At 38.1% G+C, this 21,939-nt stretch carries 27 protein-coding genes and 1 pseudogene; 12 read left to right on the plus strand and 16 right to left on the minus strand.

Annotated elements, in window-relative coordinates; translation table 11 throughout:
- Positions 1-225: 225 nt before the first annotated feature.
- The 16 genes and pseudogenes from AXF23_RS14615 to AXF23_RS14690 all read right to left on the minus strand — a co-directional run bounded on the left by AXF23_RS14615 (position 226) and on the right by AXF23_RS14690 (position 15,846).
- On the minus strand, positions 226-747 hold the full coding sequence (locus AXF23_RS14615) for a hypothetical protein (RefSeq protein WP_107625980.1): 522 nt from the start codon (positions 745-747) through the stop codon (positions 226-228).
- A 141-nt stretch (positions 748-888) separates the two neighbouring features.
- Positions 889-1,815 carry a hypothetical protein gene (locus AXF23_RS14620; RefSeq protein WP_233251341.1) on the minus strand — a complete coding sequence of 309 codons (927 nt, stop codon included), beginning with the start codon at positions 1,813-1,815 and terminating at the stop codon, positions 889-891.
- A gap of 82 nt (positions 1,816-1,897) precedes the next feature.
- Positions 1,898-2,731 (minus strand): annotated as a pseudogene (locus tag AXF23_RS14625) (hypothetical protein); the annotation flags it as partial.
- Between the two features lie 418 nt (positions 2,732-3,149).
- Entirely contained in the window at positions 3,150-3,509 is a 360-nt protein-coding gene (locus tag AXF23_RS16430) for a DUF6078 family protein (protein WP_233251342.1), read from the minus strand.
- Positions 3,510-3,571: 62 nt separating this feature from the next.
- On the minus strand, positions 3,572-3,925 hold the full coding sequence (locus tag AXF23_RS14635) for a hypothetical protein (RefSeq protein ID WP_146156752.1): 354 nt from the start codon (positions 3,923-3,925) through the stop codon (positions 3,572-3,574).
- Between the two features lie 89 nt (positions 3,926-4,014).
- Positions 4,015-6,528, minus strand: a complete 2,514-nt coding sequence (locus AXF23_RS14640) for an RHS repeat-associated core domain-containing protein (protein ID WP_370445518.1) — start codon at positions 6,526-6,528, stop codon at positions 4,015-4,017.
- 111 nt (positions 6,529-6,639) lie between these two features.
- Positions 6,640-7,107 (minus strand): hypothetical protein, encoded by a 468-nt coding sequence (locus AXF23_RS14645; RefSeq protein WP_107625983.1) that lies wholly within the window; start codon positions 7,105-7,107, stop codon positions 6,640-6,642.
- Entirely contained in the window at positions 7,104-7,388 is a 285-nt protein-coding gene (locus tag AXF23_RS14650) for a hypothetical protein (protein WP_107625984.1), read from the minus strand. Before AXF23_RS14650 ends, AXF23_RS14645 begins: the two co-directional genes overlap by 4 nt.
- A 413-nt stretch (positions 7,389-7,801) precedes the next feature.
- On the minus strand, positions 7,802-8,329 hold the full coding sequence (locus AXF23_RS14655; protein WP_107625985.1) for a hypothetical protein: 528 nt from the start codon (positions 8,327-8,329) through the stop codon (positions 7,802-7,804).
- A 2,302-nt stretch (positions 8,330-10,631) separates the two neighbouring features.
- Positions 10,632-10,853, minus strand: coding sequence for a hypothetical protein (locus AXF23_RS15875; RefSeq protein WP_146156754.1), 222 nt, complete (start codon positions 10,851-10,853; stop codon positions 10,632-10,634).
- A gap of 225 nt (positions 10,854-11,078) precedes the next feature.
- Positions 11,079-11,516, minus strand: coding sequence for a hypothetical protein (locus tag AXF23_RS14665; RefSeq protein ID WP_107625986.1), 438 nt, complete (start codon positions 11,514-11,516; stop codon positions 11,079-11,081).
- A gap of 465 nt (positions 11,517-11,981) precedes the next feature.
- Entirely contained in the window at positions 11,982-12,422 is a 441-nt protein-coding gene (locus AXF23_RS14670) for a hypothetical protein (RefSeq protein ID WP_370445519.1), read from the minus strand.
- Between the two features lie 318 nt (positions 12,423-12,740).
- Positions 12,741-13,211, minus strand: a complete 471-nt coding sequence (locus AXF23_RS14675; RefSeq protein WP_146156755.1) for a hypothetical protein — start codon at positions 13,209-13,211, stop codon at positions 12,741-12,743.
- Between the two features lie 548 nt (positions 13,212-13,759).
- A complete protein-coding gene (locus tag AXF23_RS14680) occupies positions 13,760-14,161 on the minus strand; it encodes a hypothetical protein (RefSeq protein WP_107625988.1) in 402 nt (133 codons plus the stop codon).
- Between the two features lie 298 nt (positions 14,162-14,459).
- The gene (locus AXF23_RS14685) at positions 14,460-15,026 is read right to left on the minus strand and encodes a S24 family peptidase (RefSeq protein ID WP_107625989.1); all 567 of its coding nucleotides are present in this window, start codon (positions 15,024-15,026) and stop codon (positions 14,460-14,462) included.
- Between the two features lie 109 nt (positions 15,027-15,135).
- Positions 15,136-15,846, minus strand: a complete 711-nt coding sequence (locus AXF23_RS14690; RefSeq protein WP_233251343.1) for a S24 family peptidase — start codon at positions 15,844-15,846, stop codon at positions 15,136-15,138.
- Positions 15,847-16,028: 182 nt separating this feature from the next.
- On the opposite strand from AXF23_RS14690, the gene AXF23_RS14695 reads away from it, so the two are divergent.
- The 12 genes from AXF23_RS14695 (at position 16,029) to AXF23_RS14755 (ending at position 21,937) form a co-directional block, all read left to right on the plus strand.
- The gene (locus tag AXF23_RS14695; protein WP_146156756.1) at positions 16,029-16,217 is read left to right on the plus strand and encodes a hypothetical protein; all 189 of its coding nucleotides are present in this window, start codon (positions 16,029-16,031) and stop codon (positions 16,215-16,217) included.
- Positions 16,218-16,259: 42 nt separating this feature from the next.
- Entirely contained in the window at positions 16,260-16,499 is a 240-nt protein-coding gene (locus tag AXF23_RS14700; protein ID WP_107625991.1) for a ribosomal large subunit pseudouridine synthase B, read from the plus strand.
- A gap of 512 nt (positions 16,500-17,011) precedes the next feature.
- Positions 17,012-17,254 (plus strand): hypothetical protein, encoded by a 243-nt coding sequence (locus AXF23_RS14705; protein ID WP_107625992.1) that lies wholly within the window; start codon positions 17,012-17,014, stop codon positions 17,252-17,254.
- Between the two features lie 222 nt (positions 17,255-17,476).
- A complete protein-coding gene (locus AXF23_RS14715) occupies positions 17,477-17,806 on the plus strand; it encodes a helix-turn-helix transcriptional regulator (protein ID WP_233251354.1) in 330 nt (109 codons plus the stop codon).
- Between the two features lie 28 nt (positions 17,807-17,834).
- Positions 17,835-18,011 (plus strand): hypothetical protein, encoded by a 177-nt coding sequence (locus AXF23_RS14720; protein ID WP_233251344.1) that lies wholly within the window; start codon positions 17,835-17,837, stop codon positions 18,009-18,011.
- The gene (locus AXF23_RS14725) at positions 18,008-18,244 is read left to right on the plus strand and encodes a hypothetical protein (RefSeq protein WP_107625995.1); all 237 of its coding nucleotides are present in this window, start codon (positions 18,008-18,010) and stop codon (positions 18,242-18,244) included. Before AXF23_RS14720 ends, AXF23_RS14725 begins: the two co-directional genes overlap by 4 nt.
- Before the next feature lie 127 nt (positions 18,245-18,371).
- A complete protein-coding gene (locus AXF23_RS14730) occupies positions 18,372-19,052 on the plus strand; it encodes a Rad52/Rad22 family DNA repair protein (protein WP_199222215.1) in 681 nt (226 codons plus the stop codon).
- A gap of 2 nt (positions 19,053-19,054) precedes the next feature.
- Positions 19,055-19,393: a hypothetical protein gene (locus AXF23_RS14735; protein ID WP_107625996.1), complete on the plus strand. Its 339-nt coding sequence runs from the start codon at positions 19,055-19,057 to the stop codon at positions 19,391-19,393.
- Positions 19,394-19,399: 6 nt separating this feature from the next.
- Positions 19,400-20,356, plus strand: coding sequence for a hypothetical protein (locus AXF23_RS14740; RefSeq protein ID WP_107625997.1), 957 nt, complete (start codon positions 19,400-19,402; stop codon positions 20,354-20,356).
- A gap of 1 nt (position 20,357) precedes the next feature.
- Positions 20,358-20,918, plus strand: coding sequence for a single-stranded DNA-binding protein (gene ssb, locus AXF23_RS14745; RefSeq protein WP_107625998.1), 561 nt, complete (start codon positions 20,358-20,360; stop codon positions 20,916-20,918).
- Complete coding sequence (locus tag AXF23_RS14750) at positions 20,918-21,334, plus strand: NinB/YbcN family protein (RefSeq protein WP_107625999.1); 417 nt, start codon at positions 20,918-20,920, stop codon at positions 21,332-21,334. The genes ssb and AXF23_RS14750 overlap by 1 nt, the downstream gene beginning before the upstream one ends.
- Positions 21,335-21,349: 15 nt before the next feature.
- A complete protein-coding gene (locus tag AXF23_RS14755) occupies positions 21,350-21,937 on the plus strand; it encodes a hypothetical protein (protein ID WP_107626000.1) in 588 nt (195 codons plus the stop codon).
- Positions 21,938-21,939: the final 2 nt, after the last annotated feature.

Consider the following 21,939-nt stretch of genomic DNA (forward strand, 5'->3'; position numbering starts at 1 on the left):
TGTAACTCATCACGATGCGCTAACCTGTAGCATTGTAAGTATAACGTATTGTCTTATCCACACGACTTAGCTGTCGATGCTGAGTCCACCTTCTACACCTTAACAAATTGGCTTATCCATCAGTCCAAAAGTCATCTCATTAGAGTAAAAGGCATTTTTAACTATACCTGTAGCAAAATTTAAGCGATTTAGTTCGTCATATCAGTATGTTTTGAGAGAACTAACTTATTTATAAGTTATTCCTACGCTATCTATATAATATACATGGGGAAAAGGTTCCTTTAGCAAAAATCGTACTACGATATGATTGATGACCGAGTCCCCGTAAATCTGATACAGGCTATCTGATTCTTGAGATGTTGGGATTTTTTGCTTACTTCCTTTACATTCTATTCTAAATCCACTACTTGCCCACCTCCCTCCAGAGCCCGTTGGAATATAATACAATACTGGGAGTTGTTTGGTGAGATAACCTTTCAAACTTCTGCTTTTCAAATCGCATATACTATAAAAGATTAACCAAACTACAAAAAACGCACAGCCTACAACATAAGAGTAGTAATGCATTTTTTTCTTTATCCTAAGTATTATATAAGAAAATAGAAAAATCAAAATGTTTAATGATATCATATAGAAATACGTATCTATAATGACATTCGCTCCCATATAAAGTAGTATCAACAGCCCTGCTAAAGCCAAGAAATACCAAGTTGCTTCTTCCTTTAATATTTTTTTTAGATTCATCATCTCGTAAGTTTTTGATAAATTTCACTTCCAGCATTATTCCCTGTACGACTGAGCGATATAGCCATTGTGGCATATTACTCAGCCAACGAATCTACCACACACTAAAGACTTATTACAGGTTTCATATATTTTACACCATAGTTACAAGTCACCCTCCTCATCGTATTGCTTGCCGTAGATTTTATATAGCAAATCCTCACTGCTATTATGCTCATCAACTAATTTCATTTTAATAGACATAGTAGTGGAATTTTCATTATGAAGTGTCCATTTGTTTTTATTTTCGTCAAATGTATATTGGACTTCTGAAATAATTTTCTTTCTTATACCAGATTTGTATGAACAATGTAACCTGACGATTATATTTCCTTTTTTTATAAATAAAATAGGCCAACCGATAATGTAATAATTCTTTTTGATGTATTTTTTATATTCAGAACCTTCAATGACATTCTCTTGTTGGTTTTTGAAAAAACAACTTGGAAAATATTCCTTATTTATATATATTAAATGCCGAGGTACTCCCGATCTTTCCAAATAGCCAATCGCTCTATTAACGGCCTTATCATAAATACTATCAAAGTCTATAAGTTTTCCTTGCTTCTTAGCATTTTCAGGCTTGTAGTATAAGTCTTTCTGAGAAATTTTTATTGCCTTAAAAGCTTTATTATCTACATTAAAGAGTGATGTATATCCGTCTGTAAAAGCCCACATTTTATCTTGTCTGCAAAAGATCTGCCCTATCTCTATTAGCAGTGTATCCCTGCCTATCATTTGTAAAAGCGGATATCCGACAAGATTCTTTCCTATTATAAGTTTACCGTTCTTAAGGTGTAAATTATTCCAGCCCTTTATTCTTTGAACATTAAAACCATATGGATTATAATTATTGACGAGATAGAAATCTTTTCTGTCAAATTTATCTTTCCACCTGTCAGGTACTGTTCTTAAGAAATTATAGTATGATATTTCTAATGCTTTGTTTAGAGAAGCATTCTGCCCTTTTACATTTATACAAAATAAAATCAATACAGAGCTGAATAAAATAAAAATGAGTTTCTTTTTCATTTCTTGAATGATTATTATTGTTCTATAGCGAGAATTGCCTTCATGCCTCTTCTTGTTACTCTTAGAAGGCAATACCCTATGATGCTCCATTGATAAAGACACCCTCCATCGTACCGTAACTCTTCATGATACGTTCGCCGGCAGCATTGTAAGTGTAACGACTCGTCTTACCGTTATCGCTTAAGACCATGAGGCGGTTATCCTCATCCCAATACATCTCACGGGTAGTGTTCGTAGAGTCGTTTGTTACCAGTGTAGGATTACCGTTGGCATCATACGTGTAATGATCGTGACCAATCTGTGTTGGAGCCGTCGGGTGGTTACTGTCCTCATATTTATAAGCGAAGTTATAAGACTTAGCAGTTGTCATTGAATCCACCTTCTGCACCTTTGTCAGCGGTTCACTCATCCGTCCGAACGACATCACCATATCATACGATGCACGCTTAGCCTTACCGCTGGCATGAATAAAGCGGTTTAGTTCGTCATATTCATACGTATGCGAACTCCTTCCTCCCAGCTTCGCCTTGTTGAGTTTCGTCAGCGACGTTGGGTTGGCGGCATTCGTAATACCGAGGATATTGTCCACAGCATCATACTGGTACCTGTTTTCCATCACAGCCTGACCATCCGCTGTAAGGTTCATCACCTGCAGACGGTCACGCTGCTTGTCGTAGCTATAGGTAGTCTCCGTGCCATTACCGAGCTTCGTATAGACCGTATGACCCTCCTTGTCGTAACCTATCCTATCAACAATAACGCTCTGACGTCCCTGTTTATTGCTCGTAAGACTCTCCACCTGTCCAGCAGCATTGTAGTGATAGGTCACCACTTCGCCATCAGGATAAGTCATCGTCTGTACACGGTTCCAGCTGTCATACGTAGCACCATAGACATAAGTCCTGATGTCTGCCACGCTCGCCATGACCGTTCGGACAGTCTTAACAACTTCGCCCTGTCTGCCGTAGATGCGTAGTTGAGGTTGTTCCGTGTACTCGTATTGTTCATTGTTATATTATCGAAGAATTTTAATTTACTTAGTTTGCACGATTACTGCATACGTCTTGAGTTCTTCTGCAAAGGCCTTGCAGTGTTACTGCATGCGTGCTGCAGTGTTTCTGCAAGGCTTCTGCAGTGAGACTGCAACGCGGGTGCAGAATCTCTGCAGTACTATTGCGAAATGATTTAGTGCGTTGTATCGATTCATTCGTTCGGTGTTGTCCGCCTTGAACATGTTGTATATGTCATTGTTCCCAGTCGGGGCGCTGTTCGTAGCTGTCGAATTGCGGGGCGGGGAGTTCGTATTCATTGAATATTGTTGTTATTTCTGCCTGCTACTCGGGCGAAATGAGCTGGTCTCCCTTTTGGGCGTAATAGAAAGCGCGCTCGCTGCTGAACACGTTCATTACATCGTAGCGCACGCTGTGGTACTGCGCTTTGGGGATATGGTCGAACAGTCGGCGCATGCCTCGGGCGTATCGCATGGGGGCGTCACTGCGAAACTCGCGGCACGCTTCGCCTTTCGCTACTTGTGCTACGTAGGCGGGCGTTACGCAATAGTTCGTTGTCGGCGGTTCGGGTTGCAACTGATATAGTCGGGCAACTTGGCGGCGAAGGCAGTGTACTGCTTTCGCGCATTCTTTGTCTGTGGCGTAGCATGAGGCGTAGCCGAAGGGGATTTCTTCAATCTGCATAAATATGATTAATCAAATATAGCTGTTAATTTATTCTTTTTTACAACTACAAAGATAATAATTTACTTGATAATCTCTAAATCTTTTACGTATCGACCATTCTTTTCTGCCGAGAAAGAATAATACTCAGCCCCGTTACCCACAATACCGATATTCCTCCCTTTCATGGGGAAAGAATCCAACACATTAAAAGCCCCATCTCTTCGTATCGTTTTATAAAAGAAGGAATGTGGGTGTATCCTGTAAATGTTCTTATATAAGTTATCTACATAAATTGTATCTGTTCCGGTAATAAAATAGAGCAGGATCTCTCCATAATAACCATTGGTTTTGCGAATAATGATAGAATCTGTATCCCCAATGATGAGACTATCATACTTATCACCCTCGGAAACGGATATATAAATATTATTCATATCACAATAATATCGCTTTTTTATCTTTTTGTTTGTACAGGAAATAACAAGAAGTAAAACGAATGCATATATAATTATGTACTTCATTTTTATTTAGAAAAGAATCTTTTAATACTATTCCAAAGATTTGATGCTTTAGATTTAGTATTTGAGTATTTGTAAATCTGCGACCATCCGTAATATTCTGCATTTCGCGTAGACTTTCCCTCTACATTTATATTGTCAAGAGAATACCCGTGCTTATCCATATTATTTTTTGTTTGGTAAGCATCAAACGCAGCTCTAGCGATACTCCATGGAATACCATTTTTTGCAGCAACAATACCAGCAGCCATATTGCCAATATCACGTCCGGATGAATATAAGATATACCCGAAACCATCTTTTCCTATTGGCACTCCTCTATATATGTAGGTTTGAGTGTTACTTATAACTTTATCCCCTCCATTAGTCACCTTAAAGTCATATGGATGATTTGTTCGCGCATTATTCATGTAATCGCCTAATGTTACATTAGAACTTACAATCTTATTAAGGAAATTTATACCGCTTTTATCATTGGGATTAATTTGAGCACCTATAGCCCACCCCCCTTTACCTTTATTGGCATCAGTATTATAAAAAGTTGTGGTAGAAGTAGAAATCCCTATCATTTCTCCTTTAATCGTATATTTTCCAGATTTATCTTTTGAGGCAATATAGATTCCTCTATTATTGTTGAGAATACCGCCAACAACAGTATAAGTACCTGTTTTGTTTTTAATCACATATGTTTCCTTACCATTAGGATCTATAAACTTTATAGGATTATCCATCGTATAACAATACCCTGTAACATTCGGGTATTTCTCCATTAGCGGATCTACCCCTAACCACATGGAAATTTTGGGATCCATGTATCTTGCACCATAATAGTACAAGCCAGTTTCTTCATCGAACTGTTTGCCGTTGAACTTATACGGTAGGTCTTCACTGCTGCTGTGCTCATCAACTAACAGTTCACCGTATGGAAGATATGCATCATACTGGGTGATATTGGCGTGGTCGTCCGTGATGTAAGACGTTGAGCCGAGGTGGTCACTGTGATAGAAGAAGGTTTCCTCTTTCGTAGTGTCGTTTGGAATGTAACCATAACCAGCCTGTGGGTCATCAGGGTTGCTTGGGTCGTTCCAGCTTACAGGTGGACCGGGGTTGGTATTCGGTGTGGTGTTGGGGCGTGGAGTCTGAATCCAACCCTGTGGCACATCGTGGTTACCGAGTGTGTCAATGATAGAGTTATACCCTCGTTTTGTATTCTCGGGGTCACCATACGCACCCTTCATTGTAGGTACACCAGGGGCAATGCCCTGCTGTTTATAGTATGCCTCTTTCTGCTTCTGTATCTGATTCATACGTTCTGCATAGTCCTGCTGACCAGCGGTTACATATGAGCCGTTACGCCCATAGACATTATTGAACAGACCCGTACCTATCCTTGAAGCAATTCGTTTTTCACCAATGAAGTAATGCTTTGTAAAGCGATTCTTGTTGACAGAGAGGATACTTGCAGGATAAAGCGTGAAGTTATCCGTCTCGTGGAACGTGATGCCCTGTGGTGCACCGTTGATATACACACCCTCCATCGTACCGTAACTCTTCATAATACGTTCGCCGGCAGCGTTGTAAGTGTAACGACTTGTCTTACCGTTATCGCTTAAGACCATGAGTCGGTTGTCCTCATCCCAGTACATCTCACGGGTAGTGTTCGTAGAGTCGTTCGTTACCAGCGTTGGATTACCGTTGGCATCGTATGTGTAATGGTCGTGACCAATCTGCGTTGGAGCCGTAGGATGGTTACTATCCTCATACTTATAAGCAAAGTTATAAGACTTCGCAGTTGTCGTTGAGTCCACTTTCTGTACCTTAGTGAGCGGCTCACTCATCCGTCCGAACGACATCACCATATCATACGAAGCACGCTTCGCCTTACCGTTTGCATGAATAAGACGGTTCAGCTCATCATACTCATACGTATGCGAACTCCTTCCTCCCAGCTTCGCCTTGTTGAGTTTCGTCAGCGACGTTGGGTTGGCAGCATTCGTGATACCGAGGATATTATCCACAGCATCATAACGATACCTGTTCTCCATCACAGTCTGACCATCCGCTGTAAGGTTCATCACCTGCAGACGTTCACGCTGCTTGTCATATGTATAGGTAGTCTCCGTGCCATTACCAAGCTTCGTATAGACCGTATGACCCTCCTTATCGTAACCTATCCTGTCAACAATAACGCTCTGACGTCCCTGTTTATTGCTCGTCAGGCTCTCCACCTGTCCTGCAGCATTGTAGTGATAAGTCACCACTTCACCATCAGGATAAGTCATTGTCTGCACCCGGTTCCAGCTGTCATAGGTAGCACCATAGACATAAGTCCTGATATCCGCCACACTCGCCATCACCGTACGGACGGTCTTCGTCACCTCACCCTGCTTGCCATAGTAATAGGCTTCACCACCCGAAGCATCCTCAACGAGGGCAAGACGACCGGCACGGTTATACTTATCGCCAGCCTTACCATAGGTATAAATAACACGGTTAAAGAGGTTTTCAGGATAAAGCACCTCATGCAGCCGCTCGAAGTCGTAGGTGTAAGAGATGTAACCCTTGTCAGATATCGACTTCCTAAGTTCTGCCGTAAGATTCGTCAGGAGGTTACATACATTGTATATTTTTTAATTATTACTAATTTGATATTTTATTAAAGTATTATCCATACAATGAATTTCAATTTTACCACAATTATTTTCAATTTTATTGTATGTGTCAGGTAATGATATTGTTTTTATAACTTCATATTGCTTTATATCTATAACAAAAACCTCTAATTCAGTAGCTACAAATATCTTTTTGTCATACATAACCATTTCGCAAAAAAGATACATTAAATCCAAACACATGATCCTATGTTTATTTCTAAAATCATAAATAGCAAAATTTTGGTCAATTCCTATAGCATATACTTTAGGATATATTTTTAGGAACTCAGGTTGTAATAAGTCGCTTGACCAAGCTATTTTTGCATAAAAATTGCCTTCCACTAATTTCCCATATATTCGATAAGAATCATTATGGGAATCATCAAAAACTGAATCATAATTTAATTTTTTATATGTAAAATAGTTTATAATCTTAAGTTTCATTTCTTTTTAAATATTTTGGGAATGATTGTTGTTACTTTTGGTGCTTTTGTCATATCACCACCAGCGTAGAAAAAACTAGTTTGAATCTGAGCTCTCTTACCAATATTTAAAACTTTATTTATTGTAATACCATATCTATTAGTGCTTCTAGAAACTTCAGTTCCTTTGACTAATGTTGTAGCAAATATTTTTGCTAATTGCTTTTTAGAACTAATACCTAAGGCGGTTAATTCCTTTAGGTTTTGAGCAGATCTTTGGACATTATGCACATTGCCTTCCAAAATAGGGGATATATGAAGGCGTTTTTAGAACTCTTTCTGTTAGATAGTATGATTGATCTTGGATGGTACTAGAAGTGATACCCTTATAGTAACGTATGAACCGTTGCGTCCATAAACGTTATTGAACGTACCTGTTCCTATCATTGAAGCGTTCCGTTTGTCACCAATGAAATAATATTTCGTAAAGCAGGTTCAACTATCTGATATTATAATCGTCGGTTTTGCTGTACTTATCACCTGTCTAATTATTGGTAACAAGTATTTGCAACATGATATTTCCAGCATAGATTAATAGCCACGATATTTGTTGAGGAAAGCTTCAATTGATGTAGACAACTGCTTTACTTCAAAAGGAGAGTGAGTTATAATGAAGACTTCACCTATATTATTAATGGCAATATAGTCGCCATCATTTAAGTTCCTAATAGTATAATATGTGTTCCCCCAATCTCAAGTTCATTAATATCACCTACATCTATTAGCTTTAGTTCTTCTGGTGGAAGTTTATGTAAAAGCTTTTCTATAAAAGCTTTCTTCCCGTTTGAATGATTTGCATGTGTATTTTCTTTCAGTGTGGTAAGGCGAACTTTACACCAATCTAAATGTTTAAATTTAGAATTAAAATAATAACCAATTATTGTACCAAACGAAATAAATAGCTGTACTTCTACATATTCTTGTTTCTTCTTATCCCAAATATAGATATCTGACAATGTTATCAACTCAGGATATTTGTAATTACTATAGTCATGGTATTCTCTATTGAGAACCAAACTATAGAACCCCTTTCCATAATGTTTATTCTTACATTTTCCGATAATATATTTGTTGTTTATTTGCTTTAGTAGAAAGTTCCATTTAGTTGGCAAGATGCAAATCACATTTTTAAGAAAGTTGAAATCTTGCTCCTCCATTTTGTTTTTATCAAAAAAGCTAAACATCTTATTTCGTTTTTAATTTTACTCTTCCTTTGTTTATTATTGTACTTTTCCTGCTCAGTAAGAGTATATCTTTATGCGTCTTCTAAACTTGATACTTCTTCTAAAAATAATTCTGTTATAGATAGGAACAAAACAGGAGGAAATCATTCCTCTACTGTGACGTTCATCACAGCATTGAGAAGACGCTTTTCCTACATCACAACCCGACATCCACTGTAAGGTCCAGTACCTGCAGACGCTCAGCGTTATGTGTTATGTCGTAGCTATGCTGGCAATGTTATTCTCTTACTGAAAAGAATACATAAACTAAACATACCACTTTCAAAGGCAAATATACAACATTATTTTGTAAATGGGTCTTAAGATCATGGGAAAATGGGGAAAGACGAAGTGCTGTGTGCGTATGAATGTAACCATACCAGAATAATAAAAGGATCTTCTGATATATGGAATGATAAACTAAAGCTTTTATATCATAAGGCACACGGAGGGAGCAGAGGTAAAGACAATGGCACAGAGTTGTAATGGCGCAAAGAGTGACGGAGGTATAGCGTACAGATTCCTGATAACTATTGGGATAAACGCTTTGGGCATAAAGTCGCTAATAAAATATACTAACAACCTACGTAGCTCTACATACCGACAGTGCCTCCGTGACTACCATTGCTTTGTATGAATAATCCTCCGTACTCTCCTTTTCTCTGTGTGACACTTCATCAAAATTATAAACTTAGCCGGCACACTTTTCACTCCAAATATCTGTACCCCTAAAAACCACAATTTAGTTTCATTTTTAGTTGCTGTCATTTTTAACATTTCGCATAATAGCTTCATATTCAGAATATTAATGATTATAAAAGGGTGACAGAAGTGACAGCAAAATAGAAAACGGTATGCAATTGTCTTTTGTCCTTGAATGGAAAAGGATCACTGATAATTATAAGAAATAGTTGTTAATAATATAACTATACAATATTGTTTCTTGTGAACGTATCCGCCTTTCTTTATAACACCGAACCATCACAAAATCACCTGAAGTATATTTACAAAAAGTTGAAGTAGTAAGTCTACAAATTCAGGAGATATGCAAAGGATTCAATCTTGTATTCCATTGTTTACCAACGTCTTACAAACTCCTTTCAAGAAGGTGCCCTTTTATACCGCAAAAGGGCGTTTTTAACGCCTTAAAAGAGCATATTTTGGTTTGTAAAACGGCATCTTTTACTTTGATAAAGACCACCTACTAATCTTTATTTATGAATCTTTATTACAACACCACAAATGTCCTTCTTCTTTTAGACAACAGAGTACTGCCTTCTCTAAATTGTCATAAAATATCATGAGAACGTTTATTTTTCAATTTTCTTGTCACTTACATCGTAATTCTACAGGCCACAACACCTTAATAATAAGATATTTACACGAAATATTAAAAATGACAGCAACAAAAATAATAAAACTAAATTAGGTTATTAGTGTAACTATAGAAGTTCCATTCAAATACTAAAATGCAATCATGTACCATTTGCTTACTACAAGCTACATAAGACACCCAAGAAGACAAATTATCGTTGTCGAGACTTAATTCCTTATTACCTAACATTGAAGAATTCACTTACTAAAATTCTGTAATATCAATCGCTATCATTTCCTGTTTGATATATAATCTCATAGATTCTTTCAGAGATTATATCTTTTCCTCCCTCTGCAAGATCTGGACATGTAAATATTTTACCATTATTTGTATAAATGATAAGAATAGAATAGGGATATATAGAAAGATTATAATCATTAATTCCACCTATATCAGCTATTTTTACTTCAACATACTTAGCTTTTAAACAATCATAAAAATAGATCCTATCCTTTTGAGTATATAAGTAGACTTTATTCCATAAACGCTGAAATATAAAATAAAAACTTATGCAACACACTAATAATACTAAAAGAAAAAGACAACTAAATACAATATAAAGTATTGGTGAGGTTTAACTAATATTCATTAAGCAGAACATAAATGCTCCTAATGGCAAGAAACTTGCTATAGCTTGCAAAACAAGTAACTCTTTAGATATCTTATATTTTATATTCATAATCAATAATAGAGATGAACTCACGAAACAAATTTACCTCTTATAATTAATAGGATTAAACTTAAAGATAGCAGCCATTCCCCTGCCCATATTAGCAAATAAGACGGAGAAGGCTACAGGTAATTTTAGGTACTACACATGTTCAAGAATCAATTATCCGGACAGGATTTCCACCACCAAATAGATAAAGGATAGTTCGTACGTATTTCTCAGCCAATGGCTCTACCCCATGCTATATACTTATGATTGAATTCATGTACCTTAATATTAGTACAAGCCAGTTTCTCATCTAACTGCCTACAGTTGAACTCATACGCCAGATCCTTGGATATAGAGTCTTCCTCTACGAGGAGTTCTCCGTACGGAGGATTATCATCATGTAGCTGGATGATGTTGGTTAATTCGTCTGTAATGCAAAATGATGAACTCAAATTGTCACTAAGTCTGACCACCTTGTCGTAACCTACCCTGTCAACTATAACACTCTACTGACCTGTCTATTGCTCGTCAAGCACACCACCTATCCTACGGTATTGTAGTGATAAATTACTACGTCACCATTAGGATAAGTCATCAACAACACACGGTATTCAAGAGTCGTAGCTTAAATCATCGAACTAAAAGTATATTTCAGAATAAATAAAGCTCTATAAGAGTTATTGTCCCTTTATCAACACATCCATATATCTCGCATCTACAGAAATGTAGGGATACTGTTTTCTAAACTTCTCAAAAGAATCTACCCATAATTTACTCTGTACTATTGCATTCGGAGTGTCTGCCGAATAGGTAATCATTTTAGAGTTATTCATTTGATTACTCAATTCACTGTAACCATCACTATATGGTTCTGCAAAAATATATAAGCTATCGTTAGGTACGATAAAGATATGGACTGTACCAATATTAGATAGTTTAAGATAATTCTTTTGAGGTGGAAGAATCCCATAATACGAATATGGTATGACAAAACATCCATTGTTCGTTTTCCAAACAGTTAAAGTTCTATCCCCTATTTTATAGAAATGTCTACTTTCGTAAAACAACATCAGGGATACTATGAGTATAATTAAAAATACTACATATTTTCTCATCTTATATAAAACATATTTAAAGAAAGACTTTGAAAGTCATAGATTCTTTTCCAAGTAAGTTCATACCCTTTTTGTAGCATCCTTTGCTTATAGTATTGTCCTTACCTGTAAACTTTATTGCCTCTGTTAACACCAGCCTATTCTACAAATTAGTAAACCATGGTATTTTTACTATGTATATCTTACTAATAGCTCTCTAATGCCTCCAAGGCTTTACATGAAATAGTCCAACCTCGTCCTGCTCTACCAGCCTACACTCCCTGCATTATAATTATCAATGTCACACATATTTGTATAATAGGGTTTACCATCTCGGTCCCTTATAAGCGACACTCTATACATATATTAATAAGAACAATGATTGCCTTTATAAGATACGTTTCTTTCCATTTACATTATGCATACATCATGACATCTATGTGGCTTAAAGTTATCCTTGAATCAAAGAACTTTTGTCTTGTAAGATTAGGGACATCTTGCGGGACCATTCGTTGTACTATTCAATTCCAGCATAGGACAACCTTTGGAATCGTAGGTGTAATAATCATGTCCTATCTGCGTTGGAGCAGTTGGGTGGTTACTGTCCTCATACTTATAAGCAAAGTTATAAGACTTAGCAGTTGTCGTTGAGTCCACCTTCTGCACCTTCGTCAGCGGCTCACTCATCCGTCCGAACGACATCGCCATATCATACGATGCACGCTTAGCCTTACCGTTTGCATGAACAAGGCGGTTCAGTTCGCCATACTCATACGTATGCGAACTCTTTCCTCCCAGCTTCGCCTTGTTGAGTTTCGTCAGCGACGTTGGGTTGGCAGCATTCGTGATACCGAGGATATTATCCACAGCATCATACTGATACCTGTTCTCCATCACAGTCTGACCATCCGCTGTAAGGTTCATCACCTGCAGACGTTCACACTGCTTATTCCAAGTATAGGCTTCTCCATCCTCTTATTACACTTTGTTAGACTGTTATTTTCAAATGAAAAAAGAGGGGTCAATACCAACTCTATAGAGCCAATAGTTGCCAAACTCCCTTGCAAAAAGCCCCGAAGCCTATACCTTCATTAGGCCAACTCAACTATACAGAATGGCGTGAAAGAAATGATAGAGTTGAATTCTTATACATTCAGTGGTTTACTTCTCCTACAGATTGAATCTACCTTTTGACAACAAAGGTAATGAATCAACATTGTTTCACAAAAGGATTTTATATATTGTTTAAGTCTCTTGCTGTAAACGTAGATTACCTTCTATTATTTGAGGTGGTGTCTGAGGCTTAAAAGCCATTAAGATTAAAGGCTTTTCCTTAATAACATCATCTAATATATAGATATCATCGTCGATTAAACGAGATAAGCCTGTGAGAAATTCACAAATCTTATTGTGAACATTCAAACTATTTACAAACCGAACATCAATATCCATTTCTAATTGTTCTGTACTATTTAAGTACCATCTAATAACAGGTTTATTATATAAGAAAACAGTTATTATTTGATTATGAACACCATGTTCTATACAGTCTGCAAAATCTTTAATACTCTCTTCCATAGAGAGGAAAGGGGTTTTACAGATATAGTTGTAGATAGCTGTCATAGCACCTCTCTTAAGATGAAAAACAATTATATCTCTTACATAATCATCATTAGTATAATATATATGTTTCTTTATTTGATACCAGTCCATCATAACCATCTTATTTGTTCTTAAATATCTGAATCTATCAGATTATCCTTCATGACTTATATTAAAGCTATCTCCAATAGCTTTATGATAAACAGCTCTTATTCCATTAGACTCTATATCAAACATCTAATACATAGACGTCGTACGTTCCTGGGAATTCTCATAAAGAGAAGTTAGCTATATATTAATCACAAGACCGCAATATTTGTATAACAAGTAATATCATCCAATAAACAAAGATAAACAAATATTGGTAAATAAAAGTAGCTATCAGTAAGAATTAATAAGCCTAATAAAAAATCCTCTTTATTATCGATGCCACCAGTACTTTAGCTTGTAACACTATAAACACTCTGATAATAAAAATAAAAAAAAGGAACATCCTTGCGGATATTCCTCTTATAACACTCAGTGATTCCGTTGGGATTCGAACCCAAGACCCACAGCTTAGAAGGCTATCCGAGTGAAATGATGTTATATACTGATATGTAAGTTATTACGCTGCTTATCTTTTTTATGATATATTCGTTTTATTGCGAGTTGATGGAATTTTAATAGACACCATCGCCATCTTTTCCAGGTTTATATGGCTCTTTTGTCTTCTTTGGTTTTACGTATATCCCTTCGCTTATTTGAGAATCATCAATTACATCTTTAACAAGTAAGAAGTGTAATACCTTATCTTTTAATTCAGATAAGAAATAAGTATCTTTTACTCGCCATCCTAACTTTGCCATATAGTTAAGTGCGTCTATATGAGAATTAAATTTTACCGGCTTCTGGTTATTGTCGCATATAGTACCATTGCGTTCTGCTCCGAGGTCAATAGTTATGTAAACTTTTCCAACACCCCAGAAGTTGTAAGCCATAACCTCGCAGTATGCTGGATGTGCTTTTTGTGCGTATGCCATACTTGTGACTGATAGCATAAAGATAAGTAAGTACTTTTTCATATTGTAATTGTTTTATTGAAACGCTGCTTTCAGTTCCGTATTTGGTATTGAAACGCTGCTTTCAGTTCCGTATTTGGTATTGAAACGCTGCTTTCAGTTCCGTATTTGGTATTGAAACGCTGCTTTCAGTTCCGTATTTGGTATTGAAACGCTGCTTTCAGTTCCGTATTTGGTATTGAAACGCTGCTTTTTCTTTCTCTTATACTCTCTTTCTTAATATAGTTTATTATATAAATTATATATATAATATATTTATAATATAATATATAGTTATTATATGCGTGTGCGCGAGAAAAATTTATGTTTGCTCTCGTGAAATTGTGCCGACGATCTTGTACATCTGTAGTATATCTTTTTTCTTAACCTCGTAATCTGGATAGTAAGAATTAAGAGCAACGAGATTGTAGGTTCCGCTTTTATCAGTTAAGAGTGCTCTACGGATGAACCAATCAGAGCCGGTGAAAAACAGGTATATTTGCCCAGGCATGACGTTAGTAGCTTCTTGTAAGAAGATGGTATCGCCAAACATGTATCTCGGCTCAGCGTCATATCTTAGATAGTGGATACCTACACACCCAGAGAAGTAAGGCACGGATACATACTCGATGACAGGGTAATTACCAGCGTTGAGGCTGGCAGTAGAATTAGCCGAGATATTCAGTACTGGTTGTTGCTCTGTTTTTATGCCTATTCCGAAGATGTCTTTACCGAGTATCTGTGTTATCTCTATAAGATATCCGCGCTTAAACATCTTAACGTTTAGCCTTGCTGATAGAGCCTGCGGGGTTATCCCCCACTCTTCTGCAAGCCAAGCAAGGTTAATATGATTATCTTGCAGGGCTTTTCTTACTTCGTTTCCTTCCATAACTTCATTATTTATTGTTATAGATACGGTTTTCTTTGCCGTTGTGATGTTATTTATTACGTTGTGGGTGTTTGTGTGTCTGCTACTATTTTAAGCGATTATACGCCATTTATAGCCTTTTCATGCATCCAAGCACCTCGAAGACACGTGTAATCATCTTGATTGGTACTTCCTGCTCGTCAAATTCTGCCGTATTGATAGGTATGAATCGCAGTGTACCTTCTGACTTGCCTTGTCGTATAATTTTAACGGTGCGTAGGTGGTTAGCCGTCACGACAGCGTATATCTCTCCCATGCTTAGGTAGTCCTGCCAGCCTACGACTTCTTTAATAGCGATTATATCGCCATGTGATATTTTTGGTTGCATAGAGTTTCCTGTGATATTGCACCACACCACCCCATCTTGATTGTATGGTGCGAAGTCAATGTTATACTCTGGTACGATAGTTTGGTCGTTGAGAACTAAATCAAAACCTCCAATAAAGTCTACATTGTAATAGGGTCGTCCGCTTGTGTGCGACACTCTTGGTCTATCCTCGTGTGCTACATTTATCTGTGTGATGCTATTTATATCGTCTGCTTGTATGTTCAGCATATCGCCTTCTCCATCAAGCAACCAATTAAGATTAAAGATATCATCATAGGCATGATTGAAGCGCTTAATAAAATTATCCGTTAATATTTTCGGATCACCCTTAAATGCGCCAGATACATTTGGGCGTGTCGCACCCATTTGTACTGCTAAGTCCTTCTGGGTATGAACTTTCCCATTGCTACGTAAGAACTCAAAAGCTTCTTTAAGTCTATCATTTCTGTTCATAATAATAACTTTAATTCTTAATAAGAGTTAAATAGAAGAACTTTTATTATTATTTTTCTTGCAATAATAATTTTTGTTCTTATCTTTGCACTGTAATTCTGAAACAAAGATACAAATAAACTTTGAAACAAACAAAAATAAACAATACCTCAAACGGGGTAAATAAAAAAAAAGACTTGAATATGAAAGCAATTAAAGTTACAGCAAAGTTAGCAAAAACAAGAATGGTGCAAGATTTTATCCTTGCAGATTTTGTTAAAGGTCTTATCAATAACAAGAGTGATGTAGATATGTACATCCAACTTATAATGAAAAAGTTAGGAGTTGATAACAATAAGGCTTGTGAAATATTCAGAAATGCTATCAGGTAAACTAATATGCCCCGATAAGGGGCATACTTTAAAAGACTTCTTATGAAAGCAACAAAATTACAGTACAGCACACGAGAGATAAATCGAGACTTTAAGATTAAAGTTTACGGATATACGGAGGAAGGCAAGAAGGTTGATAAACTGGTAGGAGTTTCAGGGCTCATCCTTCTGATAGGAACAGAGCATGCAAACAAGCAGATTGAAAGAGCTTACAAGTCAGGTCAAGATAAATGCGTATGCAAATTAAGAAGGGGGTTGAAGGTAACTTATTACGCACACTAATTAACCACTATACAGGGTGTTCAGTTAAAGGCTGGCTACTTGGTTCAACTCCGAGACACCCACAGCGCAGAGAGTACAGATTTTCGGGGAAACCCTTTGAGCCATCTCTCAAAAATAAAAATGACTGAAAGCGGGTGGTTTAGAATTGTACCACAACAATCGGGCGAGGTGAGCCTTAATCACCAAGGCAAAAGAGTATGAGGCTCGATGGTGGTTCGAATCCACCTTTGCCACGAAGGCTACGCATAATGTAGCGGTTCCCCTGCCTGATGGGGCTGTAAATTGCAGGATTGAAATAATATCCAAGTATAGCGATGAAGCAGAGGCCAACCGTAGAAGCAAGCAGCCCTATAAGGGTCGAGGCAAGCAGCGGGGAAGAAAGTAACAAGGAGCTAAGTAACAAAATAGGCTGGCGTCGTTGAACTCGACAGCATAGTGCGAAGAATAGTAACACAAACAGACCGTAGTAGGTCAGCCAGTCACAAGTATTATTAATTAAATTCAAAATAGTTATGGAAGAAAAGAAAAAGACTACTGATGTAGCAGAGTTACAGAAAGAGAATGAAGAGTTACAGAAGAAGGTTGACGATCTTACTAATCAGTTAAAAGGTCAGGAGTACTTGACGGAGGCTTACAAAAAAGCTGCTAATGATTATAAAGATTACTGGATGAAGAATGTTAATAAGATTAAGAAGATGAAGGAGGATGTAGACGACATTAAGAAGTTAACAAACAAATTGATTGAGCGATGGTAGAAGAGAATAAACCGGTTATGCCTACCTTAAAGAGAATGAAGGTAGGAGATACGGAAATATGGCCGATAGAGCGTCTGGATGTGGTAAGAGTTACCACAGGGCGTATTTCTGCGATAAAGCGACGTGAAGGATGGAAATTTCAGATGAAGACTTTGGGGCTGGTGGTAGAAGTCACCAGAATATCCTAAAGCTGTACTATCTGAAGCAGAACACCGTCTGATACTGGAGTACTGCAAAGGCTATTCTGATAAGGAAGTAGCCGATAAGTTGTGCAAAAGCTATTGGACGGTGAAGACGCAAAAGAAAACAATCTACAGGAAACTTGGTATATCGAAAGATACCGAGCTGTTATGGTGGATGGTTTGTGCGAGGTTAAAGATAAACTTTGACCTCAAGGAGATACGAAAGCATGGTATCGAGATACTCTTTAGTTTGCTTTTCGTCGTTCTGCAAGTAACGAACAACGGAGGAGATTTACGAAGATGTAGGATGTCGAGACGTGCGAGAACTGAAATAAGGTCAAGAAATGGGAAACTACATGATTACGGATAGTGAAAAGCTCTTGATCATAATGCGAGTAATGAATAGTAAAACATTTGGATTGAGGTTCAGCGAGAAGATAGTAGGAGGTCGTGCCAGACTGGAAAGGCTAATCACTGCTGGAAAGATTAGAGCCGAGAAGGGCAACGGAGAAGCCCAGAACGGCAAATGGTTGGTAAACGCTGCCGATGTCCTACGATATGCAAGAGCAAAATGAAAACAAGGAAGATAAATAAAAACAAGGTCGTTAGTTGGCTTGACGAGCAGAGCGAACTCTATACCAAAATCATGGAAGAGCCAGTAACGAGAGGTACGGTGCTATTAGTTAATCTGATAGCTATCTGTATTATCATTGCTGCGATAGCTGCTGGAGGTGCGTTAATCATTTCTGCAGGGGCTACGCTTTGTGCAGGCTATCTGGTAAGGAGATTAAACAGGAGAAACGAATAGCTTTCACTTTTGTGAGAGTCTTTTTTTAGTTTATTTTGAAGTATTGGAAGGTGCAGCAGGGTGCGGGCAAGTGATTGTCTGGGCGGTTCGATACCGCCGTACCTACGATTTTTAATTAATTAAGCGTATGGATAAATTAAATTTTAGAACCTTACATGCAGACGAGATAGAGTGTAGGGTCGGAGCAGTTACGGATGGCAAAGGGTGCAGCCTTCTAATGTACAAGAATGCGAGAGTAGATATGACGCTACTTGATGAGGTTGTCGGACCGGAAAAATGGAAGCGCAGCCATGAATTGATTAACGGCAGTCTATTCTGTACGGTAGCCGTGCTATCTGATAATGGCGAGTGGGTGACAAAACAAGACGTAGGAACCGAAAGCTATACAGAGAAAGAGAAGGGGCAAGCGTCTGATGCTTTTAAGCGTGCTTGTGTTAACTGGGGTATTGGTCGTGAACTTTACACGTGTCCATTTGTCTGGATTAACCTAAAGGAAGACGAATGGAAGTCTGGGTATAATGGAAAGCGACAGCCAAAACCGAGATTTGTCGTGTCGACTATAGAATATGATGACCAGCGTAGAGTATCCTTTATCGAAATCAAGGATGATAAAGGAGAGGTACGTTATACTTGGGGTAACTCGAGCGAGTTGGATGATGTGCGTGCAGAGGCTATCGACCGAGTAAAGAGAGCTACGACACGGAAGGAGCTGGAGGATACTTATAATCTCTATCCGGGTCTAAAGAAAGACCCTGTATTTGTTGATGCGTGCACGAAGCAGTCAAAGAAAATTGAAAAAGCAGCGTAACTATGGAAAAGAATATATTACATAAAGACTTTCGTAGAGACTTTATCGAGCTATTGTTAGATGCAGGCTTTAATGATGAAGAAGCAAATAAATTAGTTTCAAGCAAGTACAAGGAGAAACTAAAGATAGAAGTTGTTAAACGCCTTAAAGAAGTAACATCTTTGATCGAGAAAGAGGAATATGACAAGGTTAAAGAATGCTTAGCTTTTTCACCATCTGGAGATGGATATGGATGCAACAATAACTATATAGATTTTTCATATCTTTTCCCTGCAGATGATGAATACGGGAACAGATATATTAATGACTTAGGCGATGTTATTAACGAATTATCAGAGTGAAGTAAGATGAAAAAAAAGATAGAATTAAAGAAAAGCCCTGTCATCTTTGATGAAGGTGCACATACGTACACTTTGAATGGTGTACGATTGAGTGGTGTTACGGCAATTGTCAAGTGGATGTTCCCAGACACCTATAAGGACATCCCGCAGTCTGTATTAGAGAAGGCAGCCGAGCATGGTTCGCTTATTCACAAGAAGTGCGAGCAATACGATAATTGCGGTTTTGGAGATGATTTGCCAGAGGTTAAGGAGTATGTAAGGCTAAAGAAAGAAAACGGGCTTACAACGGCTGAAAACGAGTATCTCGTAGATGATGGAAAGAATATAGCTTCGAGTATTGATGTTGTCTTCGATGAGGACGAGAAAGGCTGCTATCCGCTGGCTGACATCAAGACTACGAGCAAGATACACAAAAACAATGTATCGTTGCAGTTGGCTATTTACGCTTATCTGTTCGAAAAGTGTAACAAGGGCAAGAAGGCTGGACGATTGTTTGTTGTCTGGCTGCCAAAAGAACAATACGGAAAGGCGGAACTGATGGAACTTAACCGTATCAGTGCAACTGATTGTAAGAAGATAGTTAAGGCATACCTCGCAAAGGAAGATTCAACACCATACAGAGAGAAGTATTTCGGAGCTAAAGAGACTTCTACAGAATTAGAGCCTATCGAGGAGGCTTTACCAGCTACGCTGAAGGATGCCGAGGACGAGATAATTAAAATCGAAACCCAGCTAAAGCAGATGGAAGAGAGAAAGAAAGAGCTGAAAGAAGGCTTATACAATCTCATGGAAGAGCACAACGTAAAGAAGTGGCAAAGCGAACGAATACAGATAGTTCGTAAGCTGGATAGCACACGTGAGAGTATAGATACGGCAAAGGTAAAGAAGATGTACCCGGATGTATACAAAGAGTGCTTGAAAGTGTCAAAAGTCAAAGGAAGTATAACGATTAACGTATTATGATATGGCACGGAGTAAGAATTCAGTTAGCCTTATAGGCGTAGTTGGAAAGGATGCCGAACTACGGCAGACGCAACAAGGTGTACATTATGCACAGATTTCACTTGCAACGTCTACTGGTGGTTACAAAAAGAAAGATGGTACGGATGTACCAGAGGTAACACAATGGCACCGTATTGTAGCGTGGAATAACCTTGCAGACTTTGCGGGTAATTACGTAAAGAAGGGAATGAAGATAGCCGTAGATGGAATGATTACCTACAAAACGTATAAGAACCAGCAAGGGGTTGATGTGTATACGACGGATATTGTCGCAGATAGTATGGTATTAATGACTATACCACAGGGGCAACAGCAGAATGTAGGAGCAGCCCCAGCACAGAATGTAGACCCGCAATGGCAAGGGGTTGTGCAGCCTTATGGAGGTTATACGCAACCTCAACAGGCTACAGTTCCACAGCAGCCTGTACAGCAGAAACCAGCTAACAACCAACAGGGAGGCTATACACAACCAAATACGGGTGCACTGTTCCCACCCGCCCCCGAAGATGATTTACCATTTTAATGAAAGTTGTAAAAGTTGAGAAGCGAGATGGTCGGGTTTCGTTAGATACGGATCTCGACTATCTTTTTTCAACGTTAAAAAATGGTAGCTACTCACTGATATTGAAGCGTGTTAGTGAGAAAAGAACGATAAATCAAAACGATTTAATGTGGATGTGGTTTAAGTGTATTGAGAATAGTACTGGAACGGATAAGAATGACATCTACATGTATTACTGCAAGAAGTTCTTGTGTAAAGTCATCCGAGTTGGAGAAAAGGTAGAGAAGGTGTACGAGACATCATCTATGCTTAATACTACACAGATGACAGAGTTTTTGAACAAGATACAGGCGGATGCAGCAAGTGAACTTGGTATAATGCTACCTATACCAGATGATAGGTACTTTGAGGCTTTTTATCAGCAATATAATGTCTAAATTAAAACAAGTGAAATGGACTTTAAGAAAATTCAATTAACAAAGCAGAATACGCTTAATGTGGTGTATTCTAATCGTGATGGAGATACCATTACGATGGTAGGTGCTAACATTGTGCACAAGGACTTCAAGGAGGCGATTAAAACCCTCGTTCCCCATCTGGCTATGTTGACAGAACAGAGAGAGGCGTATAATAACACTCTGGAAGAACTGGAGGAGCAAAGAAGCTGGGAGGAAAAGAGTATCTTTACTCGAATGTCTGTTGGTTCTGTAACGTTTAGTGGCGATGAGGTCATTGTAACTGGTACTCGTGTACTGGACCGAGGAGACGTAATGAACCTAAATGCACCGAAAATATCCACAGTAGACGATGAAAATTATAGGTATCTGTCAGAGTTATCTTTAGCTATCGACAATGTGAGGTATGAAGCTGAGCAGTACGTTAATGAGCGTAAATGGGGCTTGAAACAAGGCGAATTAAATTTCGATGAAGCAGGCGATCCGTTTGCAGGTGTTGAGGCTGGAGAAGTACCACAGGTATCTATTGAGGTGCACGCTACAGGAAAGAAGAAAGGAAGGAAAAAGAAAACAGAAGTAGCTTAAAG

Source organism: Prevotella sp. oral taxon 313, assembly GCF_003043935.1.
GTDB classification, from domain to species: domain Bacteria; phylum Bacteroidota; class Bacteroidia; order Bacteroidales; family Bacteroidaceae; genus Prevotella; species Prevotella jejuni.